The sequence below is a fragment of the Undibacterium parvum genome, assembly GCF_003955735.1.
GTDB classification, from domain to species: domain Bacteria; phylum Pseudomonadota; class Gammaproteobacteria; order Burkholderiales; family Burkholderiaceae_D; genus Undibacterium; species Undibacterium parvum.
In genome coordinates, this window is record NZ_CP034464.1 from 4180627 (window position 1) to 4201245 (window position 20619).

General features: G+C 47.8%; 13 protein-coding genes. 10 read left to right on the top strand and 3 right to left on the bottom strand.

Annotation, left to right across the window (positions count from 1 at the left end; all coding sequences use genetic code 11):
• The first annotated feature begins 148 nt into the window (after positions 1-148).
• From EJN92_RS18290 to EJN92_RS18310, 5 genes are all read left to right on the top strand, one after another.
• Positions 149-2008, top strand: coding sequence for a sensor histidine kinase (locus tag EJN92_RS18290; protein WP_126129134.1), 1860 nt, complete (start codon positions 149-151; stop codon positions 2006-2008).
• Positions 2001-2618 carry a response regulator transcription factor gene (locus EJN92_RS18295; protein WP_126129135.1) on the top strand — a complete coding sequence of 206 codons (618 nt, stop codon included), beginning with the start codon at positions 2001-2003 and terminating at the stop codon, positions 2616-2618. The genes EJN92_RS18290 and EJN92_RS18295 overlap by 8 nt, the downstream gene beginning before the upstream one ends.
• Before the next feature lie 456 nt (positions 2619-3074).
• Entirely contained in the window at positions 3075-6035 is a 2961-nt protein-coding gene (locus EJN92_RS18300) for an ImpA family metalloprotease (protein ID WP_126129136.1), read from the top strand.
• Positions 6036-6155: 120 nt separating this feature from the next.
• Positions 6156-6581, top strand: a complete 426-nt coding sequence (locus EJN92_RS18305) for a kynureninase/PvdN C-terminal domain-containing protein (protein WP_126129137.1) — start codon at positions 6156-6158, stop codon at positions 6579-6581.
• 66 nt (positions 6582-6647) lie between these two features.
• Complete coding sequence (locus tag EJN92_RS18310; protein WP_126129138.1) at positions 6648-7352, top strand: hypothetical protein; 705 nt, start codon at positions 6648-6650, stop codon at positions 7350-7352.
• 196 nt (positions 7353-7548) lie between these two features.
• Here the strand turns inward: EJN92_RS18310 and EJN92_RS18315 are convergent, their stop codons facing one another.
• Positions 7549-9780, bottom strand: a complete 2232-nt coding sequence (locus EJN92_RS18315; protein WP_227869847.1) for a YgiQ family radical SAM protein — start codon at positions 9778-9780, stop codon at positions 7549-7551.
• Positions 9781-10906: 1126 nt separating this feature from the next.
• On the opposite strand from EJN92_RS18315, the gene EJN92_RS18320 reads away from it, so the two are divergent.
• Entirely contained in the window at positions 10907-13786 is a 2880-nt protein-coding gene (locus EJN92_RS18320) for a collagenase (RefSeq protein WP_126129140.1), read from the top strand.
• A gap of 84 nt (positions 13787-13870) precedes the next feature.
• On the opposite strand, the gene EJN92_RS18325 is transcribed toward EJN92_RS18320, so the two are convergent.
• Together EJN92_RS18325 and trpS are read right to left on the bottom strand one after the other, a co-directional pair.
• Positions 13871-15082, bottom strand: a complete 1212-nt coding sequence (locus EJN92_RS18325) for a winged helix-turn-helix domain-containing protein (RefSeq protein WP_126129141.1) — start codon at positions 15080-15082, stop codon at positions 13871-13873.
• Positions 15083-15097: 15 nt separating this feature from the next.
• Positions 15098-16138 carry a tryptophan--tRNA ligase gene (gene trpS, locus EJN92_RS18330; protein WP_126129142.1) on the bottom strand — a complete coding sequence of 347 codons (1041 nt, stop codon included), beginning with the start codon at positions 16136-16138 and terminating at the stop codon, positions 15098-15100.
• Positions 16139-16426: 288 nt separating this feature from the next.
• On the opposite strand from trpS, the gene hemC reads away from it, so the two are divergent.
• The 4 genes from hemC to EJN92_RS18350 are packed head-to-tail and all read left to right on the top strand — an operon-like array spanning position 16427 to position 20588.
• On the top strand, positions 16427-17389 hold the full coding sequence (gene hemC / locus EJN92_RS18335) for a hydroxymethylbilane synthase (protein ID WP_126129143.1): 963 nt from the start codon (positions 16427-16429) through the stop codon (positions 17387-17389).
• Positions 17390-17399: 10 nt separating this feature from the next.
• Positions 17400-18221 (top strand): uroporphyrinogen-III synthase, encoded by an 822-nt coding sequence (locus tag EJN92_RS18340; protein ID WP_227869601.1) that lies wholly within the window; start codon positions 17400-17402, stop codon positions 18219-18221.
• A complete protein-coding gene (locus EJN92_RS18345; protein ID WP_126129144.1) occupies positions 18218-19390 on the top strand; it encodes a uroporphyrinogen-III C-methyltransferase in 1173 nt (390 codons plus the stop codon). Before EJN92_RS18340 ends, EJN92_RS18345 begins: the two co-directional genes overlap by 4 nt.
• Before the next feature lies 1 nt (position 19391).
• Positions 19392-20588 (top strand): heme biosynthesis protein HemY, encoded by a 1197-nt coding sequence (locus EJN92_RS18350; protein ID WP_126129145.1) that lies wholly within the window; start codon positions 19392-19394, stop codon positions 20586-20588.
• Positions 20589-20619: the final 31 nt, after the last annotated feature.

A 20619-nucleotide genomic window follows, 5' to 3' on the forward strand; every position in this document is an offset into this window, starting at 1 on the left:
TGTCAGCCTGTTTCTGGGTTGATTTAAAGTCGACACTGATCAGCGGGCTAATCAGTGTCGACTTTTACAAATTTCAATTCTGTGTACGCTTCGATGAATCAGATGGTCGTGTCTATACTGGGCATACTATTTGTTAAAAGGCCTTTTCATGATAATTCCAATATTGCGTTTGCTTTTGTTGGTGTTATTTTATTCTTGTAGTGCACCTGCGTGGGCCGAGAGTAATAAGCAAAAATCTATTTTGCTACTAAGTCCTGATTTGTTAAGTTCACCGTACCTCTATGATTTTTATTCGGCGTTCAAGCTCAAATTAAACGAGGGACGTTCAGAATCTGTCGTCATCTATGAAGAGAGCCTTGATCTGTCGCGCTTTCCTACTGGCACTTACCCACCAAATCTGGACAAGTGGCTCAATCTCAAATATAAAAATACTAAAATCGATGCGATCGTGGTGATTGGTCATAGCGCACTCAATTACCTATTGGAATATCGGCAGGTATTGTGGCCAGATGTTCCCATCCTATATACATTAGCTAGTGATGTTGAGATTAAAAAAATATCCTTGCCAGAAAATGTGGCTGGCATCAGTCTTAAGGCTGGGTTTGCTGATGTAGTTGGTCTGGCAAAAAAGCTTTTACCGGAGACTCGACATATCGCCATTCTGGGTAATTCTCCTGAGTTCGATGTCTATAGAAATGATTTGCCCGAAGAGATTGCGCGTTTCTCGGCAGAGATAGATATTATTGATTTGCGCGGAAAAACTCTATCAGAGTTAAGAATTGCAGTCGCAAGTTTGCCTAAAAATACGGTCGTGTATTTCACTATGCTCACGCGAGATGGCGCATCTAAAAAATTAGATGGCAAATACGCCTTGCAGGAAATTGTCAGGATGGCCAATGCACCCTTGCTGGTCGATAATCCTACGCATATCGGTTTGGGCCCTATTGGCGCAATTTCATTTGATGCCAGCATACAAGGGCGCGAGACAGCAGACTTGCTCAGCAAGTTACTGGGAGGTGAAAAAACATCCTCATTGCCGATTAAGAAATTAACTTTTACCCCGCTACTGGATTGGCGAGAATTGAAGCGTTGGGGCGTGGAGAAAAGTAATTATCCGGTCGGCAGTGAGTTACGATTTTTTACGCCCGGCGTATGGGAACTGTATCGCTGGCAAATCGCAGCGACATTTACTGTCATGGCGCTATTGCTAGCACTGTTAGGTGCATTGCTGATAGAGCGCAAGCGCCGTAGCGCTGCGGTGGATGAGTCGCGTCAACGACTGACGCAGATCGCCTTCATGAACAGGAAAATCACTGCAACGGTTTATTCCGAGGCGATTGCGCATGAATTGATACAGCCGCTGGCTGCAATTTTGAGCAACGCCGAGGCGGCGCAATTGTTTCTCAGTCAAAGCCCGCCACAGCTAGAGATGGTTCAGGATATTTTGGCCAATATTAAGCGTGATAACTTGCGTGCCGGTGACTTGATCAAGAGTATGCGAGGTTTACTGACCAAGTCCGATTCTAAAAACGAATCGAAGGACACCCTTGTCAATATCAATGACATGGTACGGAAGGTATTAAATTTTCTATCTGGCGAGGCGAAAATGCGGCATGTTCAGCTCAATGACGAGCTTACTGCGGTGACTCTGTTTGTCAGTGCTGATCCGGTGCAATTGCAGCAAATTATGGTCAATCTGATTTTAAATGGACTTGATGCTATCGATGAACGCAATGGTTTTAGGCGTAATATTTTAGTAGTTACTGAGCTCTACGATGCCAATAATGTACAGGTGTCGGTAATCGATAGTGGTGCCGGGTTTAATGAAAATATTGAACGTGTGTTTGATTCATTTTTTACGACGAAAGCAAAAGGTATGGGCTTAGGCTTAGCGATTACTGAGGCGATAGTGCAAGCGCATGGTGGTCGCATTTGGGCCGAAAATGCTGCAGACGGTGGGGTAGTGCGCTTTACCCTACCTTTAGCGGAAGCGGTCCGTGATGAATAATATGCCAGCACCATTAATTCATGTCATCGATGATGACGCGCCTTTGCGCACAGCGATGTATCGCCTGTTACTCGCTTGCGGCTACCGTGTGCTTACCTATGAATCAGCCTCGGAGTTTATCGAAAATCCGCTACACGATGAGCTTAGCTGCATACTGCTTGATGTGAATATGCCGACTATGAGCGGTTTTCAGTTGCAGGAATATTTAAACAAGGTCAATAGCCATATACCGATAGTTTTTCTGACGGCGCATGGCGATATCAGTTTAAGCGTTAGAGCGATGAAGGCTGGCGCAGAAAATTTTTTGAGTAAGCCGGTGCAGAAAGATGATCTGCTGGTCGCGATAGAGGGTGCGCTTGAGCATTATCGGAAAACTATGGACGAATCTGGGAATTTATCTCATGTGCGTCTATGCTATGCAAGATTGACTGCGCGTGAAATAGAGGTGTTCAATATGGTGGTGCGAGGGCAGTTGAACAAGCAGATCGCTTTTCAATTGGGTAATTCAGAGCGCACCATTAAATCTCAGCGCAGCAAGGTCATGGAGAAAATGGAGGTGACTTCAGTTGCGCAATTGGTACTGGTGGCTAAGCAACTAGGTTATATTTAACTGGCGTACAAACCCACTTGAAGTAAGTGCGGTAAGCATAGTTCGGAATATTCACGACATCGGTGCTGAATATTTTTCTAAAAAATTTCAATTCCATTCTCAGATGCAGAGCAATTTTCGCAAGAAAATTTTGTTTTTAAGCACTATCTCATCATTAAATTCATTTTTCGTGCTTAAAAACCATGTTATTGCCCCAAAGGGCAATTGACTGGGAAAATTGCCACACATAAACTCGCGTACTCATAAATGCGCTGCCTTCCTCGACCTTTCTAGATCAAAAAATAGTTGGACTAGTTCAAGTTTATCGACGCTTTTGGATAGAGCTCAGTCTTCACGTCAATTTTTGATATCGCTTGAATGATGGGCCGCTTGTGCGCCTCTATTTGATTTTGGAATTCGCTTTGATTTGGGATCAACGCTAACTCCGCTCCCCGTTTTTGTACTTAGAAAGTAGAAATGAATAATAGAATACTTATTTCACTGCTGGCCACTATGCTGCTGACTGTTGGCTGCGGTAGTGGTGAAGCGATAAAGATTTTCGATGCGGCGCCACCAGGCGCGGTGACGCCGCCGCCAAGTCCTGAAACCGGTGGCGAAGAACCTGACCACGTAGTCACTGTACCACCAGTGCTTAATCCTGATGGTTCAGGTGGAACTGTGCCGCCAGTGACTAATCCCGATGGATCAGGCGGAGCAAATCCACCGAATCCCCCACCGCTTGATCCTGCGCCTCCTTTGACAGTGCCTCCGGTCGTAGTGATACCACCTTCGGTTGGAATTCCGCCGATTGTCGCGGATGACAGCATTGCCAAAGCAATGATCAGCGGTGACGCAAGTGGACTCGATGCCAAAGCGAAGTTGACCTTGTTGCAGCAGGCGCAAAACATCGCGCTCGATGTCAGAAATTTTCAGACTTCCACTTTGAGCAAAATATTGCAAAAAAATGGCGCGGATCTGAGTCAGGCACTGACATTCAGTAATAGCAGTATTTCTGTGTCTTTGCAGAATTCCACTTCTGGCATGAGCTTTCTTAGTGCCGATAATGGCAATGGCATGGCGGCCTTGACTCAGGTCGGAGCTGGACGCGGCATGGCCTATGGCGCCGATGTGCTCGGCTGGATGGCCGGAACGAGCGCTCAGCAACAGCACTTGCCTTTATTTACGCGTGCGTTTACCTGGCTGATTAACGGTGATCCGGATCTCGCTTTACCCACATCGATAAAATTTACAACGGCCGGCTACAACGCGAATAATGTAAGAGCGCTGCTGACACGTCTGGGCAGTGCCGGTGCCGAACAGAAATGTGATTTGCCCGATGTTAACAATACATGCTGGCAAAACGCCGACCTATTGGTGTTTGGCGGTGATACGCAAGACACTGCTGGTTTGACGGCGCAAGTGCAAAAATATCTGGCGGCAGGTAAGGCTGTCATTTATATGGCACCGAATTGGATAGAGTCCTCCGGTGGGCGCAAGGTCGCTAGTGCTATGGGGATGGAGTTGGGCGGCTATCCAGGTAACTATTTTCAGGGCGCGACCGGTCTGACGATTAGTGCTAGCCGAACTTCAGTCGATAGCCTGGCGCGCGCCGACAAGATGGGGACCTTGATCGTCACGATACAAAAACTCATGGATGACAAGCTCGATTGGGATTTCAAGGCGGATGCATCACCCACCAATCCAATTTCGCAAATCCATAATGAGCTGGCGGCCTTGCATGGCAAAGGCATCAATCTGTTTCAGTTACCGACTATGGATTTGCACAAAAAGTTGGTGCTGTGGGCTGATCTCTGGCGTCCTAGTATTGATAAATACGGCAAGATGCCACCGGAACAACGTGCTACAGCGACCGATTTTTTACGCGCCTATGCTTCTGATTCTTGGGTGGTATTTAATCGCAGCAAAACATCAATTGCACCCTTGGGTTATGGCGACTTTATGCCTAAAGAAGCGCAAAACATTGCTGTCAGTGCTGACTGGGAAGATCTTGATGTGACGATCGCCCAAGGCGGTGGGATTACCGCGATTGGCCGCGCTGCGATTCCAGGCAAGACCGTGACGATACAGATACTCGATGCGGCGGGTGGCAATTTAGGCCTGCAATCGGGCTATGCGCGCTCTTACGGTAACCCGCTTAGCGATGGTAAAAAATATGCGCATCCGCGTCGCCCTATCTCGTTTAATGTACCGATCGCGGCTGCCAAAGATAATGTATTCGTGACTCCGTTTGGCGGCCCCTTATATCTCAATTACAACGGCATGTCCGGTGGTAGCGTAGTCAAGCTGCGGGTAAAGGGTACAGCCAAATACGGACATTTTGATTTTACAAAAAATATGAGTCAGACCGAGATCGATGCCGCTTCTGCCGCGATCAAGTCAAAAACTTTTGGCTGGCAGACCAACAAATTTGTCGGCGGTGAAGTGCATCAGACTAATGCCTATGCACTGAGCGTGATTGGCAATACTGAACCTAAAGACTATGTCCTCAATGACCTTAGGGCGCGACTGTTTGATTCAAATCATATCGCCAACGGGTACAGCAATATGCCTATGGCAGCGGCGGTCAGTGGCTTGTGCGCTGATCTTAGCTGGACTTGTGATGGCGCCATGCATAGGGCGCCTGGCGTGCAGCATTTTATAGGCTGGATCGCTGCTTGCGGTTGGCTTTGCTCAGGCAATCCTTCGGATGGATTTACTGGAGTTGCTTCTGGCTGGGGCTGGTGGCATGAGCTCGGTCACAACACTGTACAAAGGGTGCATCACATCGTGCCACCTGGTACAGCTGGCTGCGTGGTCGAATGCGATAACAATATTTTGTCCAGCGCTTCGGCTCTGCGCCAGTATGGCCTAGATAATAAGCTTGATTGGAACGGTGACCGGATTGATCATAAAGGCCTGTATCAATTCATTGTAGATAGCCGTGCCACAGGCAAGACTGGTGAAGCGCAGCGCTTGGATATGCAAAACAAGCTGTGGAACGGCGGTCAGAATGCCATGCGTGCAGTGCATTTTCAATTGGGATTTTTATACACCAAATACCGTCGTGGCATGGCTGTGCCGACACCTGATGCCAGCCTGGAATACCTGACTATGTTGACCAAGGGTGATCGCCTGGTGTCTAAGGATTGGACAGTGGCGAACGCCGCCAAGTATGGCATGGGGCGTTATACCACCAATGCCATCACTAATCACGATCTGTTGTATGTACTGAGCTCCAAGATCATCGGCAAAGATATGCGTACCTATTTTGCGGCCTATGGTTTGCCTTTGGATCAAAAATCTTTGGACTCTATCGCTGATCTGAAATTGGACATTGCTCCCTTAACTTTTTATGCCTTGGCACCGGGTAAGGGGAATCAGCTCGCTACCGGAACATGGCTAGATATTGAAGCGGCTACGCCGGCCTATCCGTTTTAAATTTCCTTGAATATTGCGCACTCTCATCGATCAATTAAAAACTTGGCGAGCGTGCGCATTTCTCAGTTTGCGATGCGTTTCTGTTGAAGTACGGCAATTCGCCATTTATAAATTGATCTTATGCAAGTAAATAAAGTGCTTAATTTTACCTATGCAGGAAATAGCATAGTCAAGCCTGTGTGCGGCCTAAATGCTGTGCCGCAAGAGGGCGTGATACATCCGCATGAATTTGTTTTTGTTTATCAAGAGCAGGATGCGCAAGAGAGAAGATGGCAGCACCTTACTCAAAGCCTTAGAGAGCGCTTGTGCCACTATGGACTGGAAATGGCGATCTTGGATAATCATCAAGAACCACGCCAGAGCAGCATCGCGGTTGTGCATAAAGATGCTTACCTGATCGTGCAGTCTATGGCCTACGAAGGTGTGGTTGGGGAGTTTAATCTTCAACACATACTGGAATTTGGATTCGCTCCAGTGTTAACGCGACAGATAGACTTGCTGCGCACGCTGAACGGTCTGGAATATGTCATGAAAACGGGCTATTGATTATTCGTGGCAAGGATAAGCATCGATAAAATTTAAATAAAAAGCAGCTTAAATCATAGACTTATAGTGGCAATAAAAAACGTAAAAAACCTGCGTTATCTGGAGCAGCACAGGAAAATTGTGCGCGCTTGGAAGCTATCCAATTCTCATTTTCCTCCCCCTAGTTGGGAACAGTGGCAGCAGGCGATGAGCATCGTGGAGGAGCAACATGCCGATCAGACTGATACTGTCGAGCAGAGCATTGCTTTAAAGGCGATAGAAAGTACCATTATTCATCTCGGCATTAGTAATTTTGCCTTGGTGAATCTTCCCGCAGTAGTTGATGGTGGGCTCGAAAGTTCCAGTGTGTTCGATCTGGGTAGTGATGCCTTGCAGTTAAGCCGCTTGGTTGGCCAGCAACTGGGCTTGAATGCGCACTACCGCGAGCGTTTACACGGGCTTATTTATTATTATGCTAAAAAACCTGAGCAGGTCGTGAATATCGATTTAATCGTCGCAAATTATGTACCTCAGCAGAGATTAAAAATCGCTTTAGAAGAATTGATACAAGAGCTAGAAGTTGTGGCGGGCTCGCCTTGCTTAAAGTATGAAACCGCTGTGGCGATGCTGGACGGTGCGGGTGCAGTAATGATGGGTTCAGCGCTATGCCAACAGGAAGCCACACGTACTCAGATCGAGAATGCCAAAAAAAGTTTTTTCAAAAATAATACTTCCGGATTCGGCAAGTCGATCTCGCAGTGGTGTTCCCGCTTAATTGGCGTATTTTCTTAGCGCTACTTTGCATTTCAAAAGTGATCGCGCAATCGGGCTGCGGCTTGCAGCCCCAAATCCTGCCAGGAGCCGCAGCCAGACTGCGTATTAGCTTCAAAAATCGCCAAAATAAGCTTGTCTAATTGCCATGTAATAAACTTTAATCTGGGCGTACCAGTGCTTGGCGATTCCTTACTACCTACTTCCTATTGACGTCCTATTTGCGTCCTGTTTTGCTAGGCGCTGCCTTTGCTGAGCGATATGCAAGTGCTGGCCGCGCCGATGGCGTAAGCGCTTTGCTAGCAGGTCTGGCTGCAGGTTTTACTGAGGCCTGTGTCGCTGGTTTTTTTCCATAGGTATTCATCTTGGGCGCGACACCGCGAGTCGCATTGCCAGCAGGTTTGCCGCTCGCTACGGGCAGCGGCAGCAAAGGCGGACGCGATGAAATTAAATGTTTTTCACTGCTGCCTATCAGATCGTTTCTTCCCATGCGCAGCAAGCCTTCTCTGACGACTTCCCAGTTTTCCGGGGCATGATAACGCAGTAGTGCCTTGTGGAATTTTCGGATTTTTCCTGAACGTGCGGTTTCTACGACTTCTGAATCCTGGCTCACTTTTTTCAAAGGATTCTTGCGGCTGTGATACATGGTGGTGGCCAATGCCATCGGGGTAGGCATGAAGGTCTGCACCTGATCGAGCTTGAAATCATTTTTCTTTAGCCACAAAGCCAGATTCACCATGTCTTCATCGGTGGTGCCAGGATGGGCCGCGATGAAGTAGGGGATTAAATACTGTTCTTTGCCGGCTTCTTTCGAGTACTTATGAAACATCGCCTTGAACTCGTCATAGGCGCCGATGCCAGGCTTCATCATCTTCGATAAAGTACCCGCTTCAGTATGTTCAGGCGCGATCTTGAGTAAGCCGCCGACGTGGTGGGTCACTAATTCTTTGACGTATTCGGGTGAGCGCACTGCCAGATCGTAGCGCAAGCCTGAACTGATCAAGATTTTTTTGACGCCAGGTACGGCGCGCGCTTTGCGGTATAGCGAAATTAGTTTGCTGTGATCGGTGCCCAGATTGCTGCAAATCGAAGGGTAGACGCAGGACAGGCGGCGGCAGGTTTCTTCAATTTTTTTGTCTTTGCAAGCTAGACGATACATATTCGCGGTAGGCCCGCCCAGATCCGAAATGGTGCCGGTAAAGCCCTTGGTTTTGTCACGGATTTCTTCAATCTCGCGCAGGATGGAAGGCTCGGAACGGCTTTGGATAATCCGTCCTTCATGCTCGGTAATCGAGCAAAAGGTACAGCCGCCAAAGCAACCGCGCATGATATTGATAGAGAAACGTATCATCTCCCAGGCCGGGATGCGTGCCTTGCCGTAGCTAGGGTGGGGCGCACGTGCATATTGGCGGTCAAACACGCCATCCATCTCGTCCATCGCCAGCGGTAATGGCGGTGGATTGATCCAGACATCACGCTCACCGTGGCCTTGCGAGAGCGCCTTTGCATTGCCTGGATTGGCTTCCAGATGAAAGACCCGGGAGGCGTGTGCGTACATCACCAGATCATCCTTGATCGCTTCAAACGAAGGCAGGCGTATCACGGTTTTATTGTGTTTGTCGCGCAGCATGAGTTGGCGTTCTTCGCGGCTCATGATGCGTACCGCTTGCTGCTTGACCACATCGGCGGCGATGGTGTCTGCATCGCCGGCAGCTTGATTGCCAGCTTCACCGGTGGCGCATTTGGCCTCTTTTTCCGGGATCATTTCGTAAGGATTAGTGTGACCTTCGACCTTGCCGGGTGTGTCTAGCTTGATAGAATTAATTTCGGCCCAGTCTTCGTCGGGCAGCCAATTGGGTGGCGTCATGAAGGCGGTGCCGCGTAGATCGCGGATCGCTTTAATCGGTTCACCCGCGGCCAAACGGTGTGTCAGATCGACCAGCGCACGTTCGGCATTGCCAAACAATAGGATGTCGGCTTTGGAGTCGGGCAGCACCGAGCGCTTGACCTTATCCGACCAATAATCGTAATGGGCGATGCGGCGCAAGCTTGCTTCTATACTGCCGATCACGACTGTGGTGTCGGCATAGGCTTCGCGTGCGCGTTGCGCATACACCACGACTGCGCGGTCGGGGCGTTTGCCTGGTTCGCCATCGGGCGTGTAGGCATCGTCTGAGCGTATCTTGCGGTCAGCCGTATAGCGATTAACCATAGAGTCCATATTGCCGGCAGTGATGCCGAAATACAGATTAGGCCGACCCAAGGCGCGAAATGCATCGGCCGAATGCCAGTCTGGCTGGCTGATGATACCGACACGAAAGCCCTGCTGCTCCAGCAAGCGACCGACCAAGGCCATACCAAAACTAGGATGGTCGATGTAGGCGTCACCGGTGATTAAAATGACGTCACAACTATCCCAGCCCAGCACATCCATTTCGGCGCGCGACATAGGTAAAAAGGGCGCGGCATTGTTGCCACCCACTTCAGGACGAAAACGGGGAAAAGAGAACAGATTTTGCGGTAAAGGATTCATGGGCGCGATTTTACCTGAAATAGAAAATTTCCGTGCTAAGGCATTGATATTGCGAGATATTTCTCTGAGATCTAGATTGTTATTTAAGTAATTTGGGGACCGCTGCAGCGCTGTATTCGCCTATTTTTCCGGGTAGGGTGCCAGATCGGGAGCAGCGAGGCCTCTCGCGACGGGATAAATGCAGGCAAAAACGGAGGGCAGCGTCTAAGCAAATGTGAGCATGCCTGAAAGCCCAATGTTTACGCGGGTTTCCAGCCTGCCTAGGCTACAGCCCGCATGCAGATTGCGCGTTGAGTGTGCGTTGAGGCAGGAGCATTTATTTTTCTTGAAAACACTATGCGCGTTGCTGTTGCCGCCGTATTCACCGGGTATTTTCGGTGTTAAAAAGACCAGCTCAATATGCTGAGAATTTATTTCTCATTAGTATTAAAACATCAAAAATGCATGGGATTATTGCCTTTAAATCATTGACTATTGTGAATGTATAAGTCTGTGCGGCGTAAATCAGACAGTCGAAACACATGCTTACAATATTCTTTCGATATTAATTAAAAATATTGCTAATATATTTTAACGGTGATTCTGATGACTTTTTTGAATTTAAGTGAAGAGTGATTTATCTCCATTTGAATAGTAAGGCATCCGGTCCGCGACGAACAACTGAGTGGTTTTGTTTAGTCGCAACTCCGTACGATTCAAGTTCCTTGAGCGCGGCAGCTAAGTCGATTATCGAGTGGATCAAGCTTGAATTGAAACATGCAAGGGCAGTTGAGTGACGTTTTTGTCTGCAGACCCAGGACCTATTTGGGACGAAATTCTGCCAAGTAAACACCATTAGGACTTACGAAAAACTGTTCCAGCTAGGCGTGCCGCCGAAGACTGTAGTTTTTACGGCAAGGCGGATACAAAGACGCTGGGGCGGTTTTGCGTAAGTTCTAATAGATCCGATAAGCCGGTTTACCTTATCCGCAAAGAATACATTGCTGTTTTTCGAGGATAGGTTTGGACCAAAAACGACATAAAAATACCAGGAGAATCAATAGTGAAATCAATTACTTTTATTAAACCGAATATGAGCCTAGCGCTCTGCGCTGCTGCAATTTCTGCGGCTTTCATGAGCTATTCCAACACTGCTGTTGCTGCCCCATCTGGCGCCACACTAACTACGGGTGTCAGCGGCGCGGCAGGGAGCTCCGAAAAACTTCATCAAGCTGAGCATCATCAGCATAAAGCCAAAAAAGCAGGTGAGCGTGGTCCTAAAATGCCCCATGCCGCCAACGCACGTTCTAGCTATGGTTCCTTGGCGACGCACGGCCCTGACTTTTTGAAGCGTCCTTCTGGCTTGGCAAAAAACACTTCGACCGCGGTCCTTGCCAAAGGTGCCAAGGGGATGCAGGGCGCCCAAGCTGCTGCGGCTGCCTGTGATGCCAATCTTTACACCGTGAGCGGTTCGGCTTTGCTCAATGCGGTGACCTCGTCTAGCGTTGCATGTATTAACGATCTGTTTAATTTAAGCGGTGCGATGGCCGGAAAAGTATTTAATGAAGCGCAAATGGTAACGATCGCCGATGGGTTCAAAGCGAACGCTGCTAGCTATAACGGCACTAATTCAGCGAGTACTTTGCAGTTGGTCTTGTTCCTGCGCGCCGGCTACTATGTTAATTGGTACAACAGCGCCGACACGGGCGTATATGGCGCCAAAATGAAGGCCGCTATCGTGCCCGCGATGGATGCGTTTGTAAATAATGGAAATTTTGGATTGGTGAATGATGTTCATGGCGAGGTCCTGTCAGAGTTTGTCACCTTGGTGGACAGTTCTAGTGAGAATGCGCATTTCCTCACCCCGGTAGTTAAGCGCTTGCTAAATTCGTACAACCCTAGTTATAACGTTTATTGGTGGATGCGTGGTGCGGTGAATAATGTGTTTACCGTCTTGTTTCGGGCCCATCAAAACGACGATTTTAAGGCTTTGATCGCAACTGATACATCCATCGTTGATACGCTGTACAACTTCGTCAATGCTAATTTTGCGCAGTTAGGCGGCGACAATGAATATTTGGTCTCAAATGCAGGGCGTGAGTTGGGGCGCTTTCTGCAATATGCCGATACCAGCGCAGCGAAAATTGCTGCCAAACCTAAGGCAAAGTTGATGATCGATCGTAGCAATGTCACTGGAACTACGGCCTCCTTATGGGTCGGTGTCGGAGAGATGATCGACTATTTCGATAAGCCTAATTGTAGCTACTACAATTTGTGCGATTTTGTGGCGCGTTTAGATAAAGAAGTATTGCCTAAAGCGAAGTCATGTAGCCCAACTTTGCGTCTGCGTGCGCAAGCCTTGACGGATGCCCAAATGACTGAGGCCTGCAATATTGTCGGAGCCGAGGAGGGCTACTTTCATAAGATGGTTGCTAGTGGCAATATCCCTGTGGCGAAGGACAATAATACCCAGTTAGAGATGGTGGTCTTCAATAGCAGTTTCGATTACCAACGTTATGCCGGTGCGATCTACGGCATCGATACCAACAACGGCGGTATGTATTTGGAAGGTAGCCCAGAGGTGGTTGGTAATCAGCCGCGTTTCATCGCGTATCAAGCGGAATGGATGTTGCCGAAATTTGAGATCTGGAATTTGACGCATGAGTACATCCATTACCTCGACGGTCGTTTCGATATGTATGGAGACTTTGATTTAGGCATGTCGGTAAAATCGACCTGGTGGACCGAGGGTTTCGCTGAGTATGTGTCCTACTCGTATCGCAATCTGGCCGATACGGGCGCTCAAACAGAGGCAGCGAAGGCCACTTTTCCATTGAGTACTATCTTCCAGAATGATTACAGTGTTGGACAAACACGGGTTTATTACTGGGGTTATCTGGCAGTGCGTTACATGTTTGAAAAACAGCGCAACAAAGTCTCTAATCTATTGGCATATTTCCGACCAGGTAACTATAGCGGATACACCAGCTATATGAACGGTTCAGCCATGGGTTCCAGCATGGATGCCGATTTTAAAGCTTGGTTGCCATGTGTGAATAATGCGACTTTGCCTGGTTGTCCAACTGGGACCGGTGGCAACGCTTTGCCTGTCGCTAATTTCAGTAGTTCGGTGTCGAACATGGCAGCAAATTTTGTTGATGCCTCGACCGATAGTGATGGCAGCATCGCTTCACGAGTATGGGATTTCGGTGATGGTTCAAGCTCTAGCCTTGCTAATCCTAGTCATGTTTATGCGACAGCGAAGACTTACACAGTGAGTTTGACTGTCACCGATAATAGCGGCGGCAAGTCAGTTGTCAGCAAATCTGTTGTGATTGTCGGAGGCACTCCTGTGAATGTTTTACCTGTTGCCCAGTTTGGCAATGTGGTTTCAGGTATGACGGTGGCTTTCACGGATAAATCGACCGATAGTGATGGCGTAATCGCATCCAGGGCTTGGACTTTCGGTGATGGCACTAGCTCTAGCGCTGCCAATCCATCGAAAACCTATGCGGCTGCAGGGACTTATCCGGTTACATTGACTGTGACTGATAATAGCGGTGGAAAAGCTACGATTAGTCAAAGCATCGTGATTCAAGCGGGCACTACTTTGCCTGAATGTCCAGGTACTGCACAAGCTTTAGGTAAAAACTGCGTGAGAAGTAATGTGTCTGCACCACTCGGCGATTACTCTTATATGTATTTGTATGTACCTGCCGGAACCAAGCAAGTACGTATCACTACATCTGGTGGTACAGGTAATGCCGATTTGTTTGTTAGCACCCTGGGTACCTGGGCAACACGCGATTACTATAATTATGGCTCATACGCGGTCGGGAACACGGAAGCGGTTACCGTCAACAATCCACCTTCAGGCTATATGTATGTCAGTTTATATGGGCAATCGGCCTTTTCTGGAGTGAAAGTGAAGGTCGAATATTAATGCTTCACTTAGGGTAGTATTGCGTTAAAAAAAAAGGGGCGCTGGTATGCGCCCCATTTTTTATTTGCTGTAGAGCAGTTGAATTTAGAATTTGTTTTTGAGTAAGTTAAAAAACGCCTGTGAACTGCAGTGCTGCAACTGAATCTCTATGCATTGCTGCCACTGTGCGAAGTCTTTAATTGAGCGAGAAACATCCGCTGCCAAGCTTGCGCTGACCCGAGTATCCGATTCGAGATGGAGTTTCTTAATTTCGAACACGCCGGTTTTTCTATGAACTTTTGCATCCATGCGCGCGATCAGATTACCGTTTCTTAATATCGGTAAACTGAAGTAGCCGTAACGTCTGGCCGCCTCGGGCGTATAGCATTCGAGTTTGTAATCGAAATTGAATAATTCGGCAGCGCGTTTTCTATCCCATACCACAGGATCAAATGGCGACAGTATTCGTGTCGTGTTCGCTTTGAGTGCGCCGTCGTATGCCTGATGCAGCAGTTCTTCGTGGTCAGGATGGACATAGACTGGCTGATCCGAGTCTGCCAGTTGTAAGCTGATTAATAGGCCTTGTTGCGCCAGTTGCGCAGGCTGGATTACAGGGTTTAATTTCCCCATTCTAAAGTAATCGCTGATCCACGAAGCTTTTGCTATGCCCAAGGCTTTCACTGCTTTGAGTACCTGTTGCTGCTGGCAGTGTAATTGCTCTGGTAAATCGCGTTGATCGCTCCAGTGCGGATGTACGCGCTCGCGTAAGTCATAGACACGGTGAAAATTATGGCGTCTGGCAACCATTAATTCACCCGTAGTAAACAGTACTTCTAGTGAGCGTTTTTCGGGTTTCCATTCCCACCAACCGCCTGCTTTACCACTCTTGCGTTCAAAGTCAACTGAGCGGGTTTCTCCATGTTGCTGTATATGCTGACGAACATGCTCAACTTGCTGGGTGTTTTCAGTCAACCAGCGGTGGTTGTATTTCCAGCCCAAGCCTTGTGGCGACACCATTTGATGGCGATACAAAGCGTAATCTTCTATAGGTAGAAAACAAGCTTCGTGTGACCAGTATTCAAAAATAGCGCCTTCTGCCAGGAGTTCGTCTAGCCAAGCGTTTTGATATTGGCCGAGTCGGCTCCATAACACCAAATACGGACTGCGTGCCACCACGCTAATGGTGTCGATTTGTAAGGCCGACATTTGGCGTATGCATTGCAGTACATCGGCTTTGCAGGCTGTTTTTTGAATTGGATTTAATAAACCCTGCGCCGCGAGGTGTAGCGCACGGGCCGAGGCGAGGGTAAGTTCCATCTATTTATCGCTATATTAGAAGTGCTTTAATCCCAGTGCAGCTTTTACTTCATCGGTAGTTTTTGCTGCGATTTCTCTGGCTCTTTCGGTGCCAACCTTGAGCATCTGCAAAACCTGAGCGCGATCTTTTTCATATTCTTGACGGCGTTCACGTATCGGTGTCAGCATGTCTTGTAAAACCGCCTCTAGCCTTTGCTTAACTTTGCTGTCTCCAAGCCCGCCGCGCACATAGTGATCCTTCATTTCTTGCAAACTGATTTTGTCTTGGTCAAAGGCATCCAAATAAATGAATGCGACATTGCCCTCTAAGTGCCCAGGATCTTCTACTCTTAAGTGCAAAGGGTCGGTATAAACATTTTTAACTGCAGCTTTGATCTCGGCAGCGCTGGCACCAAGATTGATGCTATTGCCCAGTGATTTACTCATCTTGGCTTTGCCATCGATACCCGGCAAGCGTCCAATTTCAGGAACTAGGGCTTCACATTCGAGCAAGATATCTTGCTTTACCAAGCGGTTAAAACGTCTTACGATTTCATTGGTCTGCTCTATCATCGGGATCTGATCGTCGCCTACTGGTACCAGTGTCGCTTTGAAGGCGGTGATGTCGGCCGCCTGACTGACCGGATAGGTGAAAAATCCAGCCGGAATATCGCGTTCGAAATTGCGTAAGACTATCTCTTGTTTGATGGTTGGATTGCGTTCCAGTCTGGCTACGGTGACCAAATTCATATAGTAATAAGTAAGCTCGGTCAGCTCAGGAATTTGCGATTGTATGAAAATCGTCGATTTACTCGGGTCTATCCCAACCGCTAGGTAATCTAATGCGACTTCGAGCACGTTGTTATGCACTTTTGCAGGATCATCCATATTGTCTGTCAGCGCCTGCGCATCAGCGATCATGATGTACTGCTGATATTGGTGCTGATACAGAACGCGATTGCGAAGGCTGCCAACAAAATGTCCCAAATGCAGCGGACCGGTCGGGCGGTCGCCAGTCAGGATCAAATGTTGGGTATTTTCTGTCGGTGTAGAAGAAGGTTTTTTATCGTCGCTCATGCGTATATTCCGTAAGGTTGAGGCTGAATTAGTCGTATTTTCGATTGATGTGGCGAAAAAAAAGCCGCTCAGTGTGGCGGCATTGATTAGATCGCTAGGATCTGATTTTCTAATTACTTCGTAACCGGGTGCGCCGCCCCTAGGCTTAAACGCTGCGCCAGCATAAATTTGAAAGTGGTTTTGCTTGATTCATATCCGCATAATGCCGTCTGCAGCGCTTTTTTGTCAAGGAAAGGATGCTGCTGCGTGGTAAAATTAAGTTTCAAATATTTATACTTTAATTGAAAAATGACAGCAATCGTTTCGACCTATTCTCCGCCGACAAAATTGATCATTGCCTCGCGTGAAAGTCGTTTGGCCATGTGGCAGGCCGAACATGTGCGAGATCAATTAGTGGCCTTGTATCCGGCATGTACTATAGAAATTTTGGGTATGACCACGCGCGGTGATCAAATTCTTGATCGAGCGCTCTCTAAGGTTGGTGGTAAAGGGCTTTTTGTCAAAGAGCTGGAAGTGGCCATGGCAGAAGGGCGCGCCGATTTTGCGGTGCATTCCTTGAAGGATGTCCCTATGGATTTGCCTGAGGGCTATGCATTGGCGGCAATTCTGGAACGTGAGGACCCCCGTGATGCTTTTGTTTCGAATGACTATGCCTCTCTGGATGATTTGCCGGCCGGTGCTGTGGTTGGTACTAGTAGTTTGCGGCGCCAGGCACTTATCACAGCGCGCTATCCGCACTTAGTTATACATCCACTTCGCGGCAACCTCGATACCCGTTTGCGCAAGCTAGATCAAGGCGATTACGCGGCAATTATTTTGGCTGCGGCTGGCTTGAAACGACTGGGGCTGCCAGAAAGAATACGTGCATTCATCGCACCGGAGCAAAGTTTGCCGGCCGCTGGCCAAGGTGCGATGGCGATCGAGGTCGCCGCTAATCGACCTGATTTATTGGCTTGTTTGGCTCCGTTGAATCATTTACCCACTTCGCAAGCAGTAAGTGCAGAACGTTCAGTATCGAAGGCGTTTGGAGGGAGTTGCCAGATACCACTGGCAGCTTTTGCGACCGTGCACGACGGCATGATGCATTTGCGAGCCATGGTCGCGACTCCTGACGGCACACGTGTTGTTAGTGCTGAGGTTCACGGTAAGTCTGAAATGTATCTGGAGCTTGGATTAGAAGTCGTTCAGGCATTGTCGGCGCAGGATGCTGAGGCGATCTTGGCGGTGTGTAAAGAGCAAATTACAGAGTAAATTGAATTCGATGCACGAATTAAAATCTGATTTAATGCCGGATAGTAAGAAGAGTATTGTGCAAGTTGAGGCTGTCGTCATTACTCGACCACTCGCGCAAGCCAAGGGGTTTTCCGAGCAAGTAAAGGCAATTGGCCGTAAGCCAGAAATATTTCCGATGCTGGAAATTCATGCACTGGCTGATGATACGCAGTTAAGAGCAATTTTAGCGAGGTTAAGGGATTTCGCTATGGTTGCTTTTGTTAGTCCGAATGCAGTCAATGCCGTATTTTCGTATATACAGAGCTGGCCGCAGAGTGTGACGATTGCAGTGATGGGGGCGGGCAGTCGTGCCGCGTTGGCTGCGCATGGCATTACAGATATCAATGCACATATCATCAGCCCAACGAATCCTGAACGCACGGACTCGGAAACCTTGTTGGACGAACTTGATCTGGATGGGTTGAAAGCACGCAGTGTATTAATCATACGCGGTGAGACTGGTCGGGAATTGTTGGCGGACGCGCTCAGAGCTAAATCTATTGCAGTGGTTCAAGTTGCCGCTTATTGTCGCAAGGCGCCAGAGTTTAATGCACAACGGCAGAGCCAGTTGAACAGCTTACTTTCTCAGAAAAACACATGGGTAGTCACTAGTTCTGAAGTGCTGAAAACCATGCTCTCGTGGGCCGAGCAAATTGATTTTGAAAATGGCGTGGCAAAAATGCAACGCCAGCAAATACTGGTTCCGCATGCTCGGATCGCAGAAACTGCAAAAATACTTGGATTTTTATCCATTACACTGACAGGATCAGGCGACGAACGTCTGCTTGTCGCGTTACAATCTGAACTATGAGCGAACAGCAATTACCCCACGACGCCGCATCGACGGCCAATTCGACCGATTCGGCTTCAAAGCAGCTGGCAGCAGCTGTTTTATCCGATACTACCAACAGCCCAAAAATAGTTTGGACACAACCCGTTTATCTGATGTTAGGAGCGGTGACGGTTTTGTTAGGTGTCCACTGGTGGACATCGCAAACCCAGATCTCTAGTTTGCGAGAAGAGCTCGCTCTGCGTTTGCAGCGCGCTGAAACCAATAGTAGCGAGACTAAACTGCTTGCCAAAACTGTGTACGATGGATCGAAAGAAATCCAAGCTAAAGTTGCGGTTTTAGAAGGTAAGCAAAGTGAGGCGCAGAGCCAACAGTTGGCACTCGAACAGCTATATCAAGATTTATCCAAAAATCGTGATGAATGGGCTTTGGCAGAAATTGAGCAAGTATTAGCGACTGCTAGTCAACAATTGCAATTGGCCGGCAACGTTCAAGGAGCGATTATCGCATTGCAAAATGCAGATAGCCGTTTAGCTAAATCAGAAAAGCCGCAATTTATTTCTATCCGCCGTGCGATTGCCAAAGACGTAGAAAAACTGAAGTCTTTGCCTGCTTTGGATTTAACTGGTGTGGCTTTGCGTCTCGATAGTGTGATCGCACAGGTTGATCATATTCCACTATGGTCCGATGAAAAAGTGGTCGCGACAGGGCTGGCACCGAAAGCACCATTGCGTGTTTTACCCAAGGCGCCGAGTTCAAATTCAAAAAGCGGTAGCAAACAAGGTAGCGAAGATGTGCCAGAAAATGGCTGGAGTATGCGGATCCAGGATGCCTGGCAGAGTTTTTTCAGCGAAATGTTGATAGAAGTTAAGCAGTTAATGCGGGTTCGTAATGTTGAAACGCCAGACGCTTTGTTACTGACGCCATCGCAAGGCTATTTTGCACGTGAGAATCTTAAATTACGTTTATTGAATGCACGCTTGGCGCTGTTGTCTCGCAATGAAGATGCGTTTCGCAGTGACATGATTGCTGCCCAAGATGCCTTGACCAAATATTTTGATACCCGCGCTAAGCAAGCACAAACGGTTCAAGCTTTACTTCGTCAAGTTCAAGCGAGTAATTTATCAATAGAAATGCCGACTTTGTCAGATAGCCTTAATGCAGTTCGTAACTATAAGGTGAAGCCATAATATGCGCATTTTTATTCGGCTTCTGATTCTCTTTTCTCTAGCAGTTGGTCTGGCGATAGGTGCTCGTTTTAATCCCGGAAATGTGGTGTTTTTTTATCCGCCATATAGGGTCGATTTATCTTTGAATTTTTTTCTGTGTCTGACGCTCTTATTATTCGTCCTAGTTTATTTTTTATTGCGTACTTTGGTTGCAACGCAAGAAATGCCGCAGAAAGTAGCGGCTTACCGAAAAAACAAACGTGAGAGAGACAGCAATAAAGCACTGCGTGAGGCGCTAAAGGCTCTATTTGAAGGGCGTTTTGGCCGTGCTGAAAAGGCTGCAACTAATGCGATAAATTTGCCAGAAAATGCGGCAGTAGCAGCCTTGATTGGAGCTCGAGCAGCTCATTTTATGAGTCAGTTTGATCGACGCGATACTTGGTTTTCTAGCATAGAGAGCGATACCAGTTACAAGACTGCGCGCCTAGTTAGTATGACGGAATTGCTAGTCGATCAGCATAAAGCCGAAGACGCCTTGGCTGCTGTGAAAGAACTCAATGCGAGTGGCACTCGACACATTCAGGTTTTACGGTGGTCTTTGAAAGCGAATCAGCAAGCCAAGAAATGGCCCGAGGTTTTGAAGTTGGTGCGCACCCTGGATAAACATCATGCATTGCATCCAGCCTTATCTAGCCGCTTGCGAGAATTGGCGTATGAAGACATGCTTAAAAATCAAAGTCACGATGCTGACTCCTTACGTCGTGTATGGTTTGAAATTCCAGCGTCTGATCGTAAAACTCGATTCGTCGCATTTACGGGAGCGACATTTTTTAATGCAAGTGGATTGCACGACGATGCCCGTATCATAGTGGAAAAAGCTTTGACCGAAAACTGGGATGATCGATTAATGCGAGTTTATCGGGATGCCTGCTCATCAGAAGGCGCGGCTTCTTTATTAACTCAAATTGAACACTGTGAGAATTGGAAGAAAGAGCGACCAAATGATCCGGAACTAGCGCTGACACTTGGTGTGCTGTGTTTTAAACAAAAACTCTGGGGTAAGGCGCAAAGACATCTTGAGCAAGCTTTATCTGATGCAGTTGAATCAAGAACTGTCCGTGAGGCAAACCTTAAACTGGGGCAGTTGCACGAGGCTTTAGGGCAGGCCGATGAGGCTGCAAAACATTACCGCTTATGTGCGATTGCGACTATGAAATAGCTTTGTTGCTGTTGCAATGCACAAATTATAC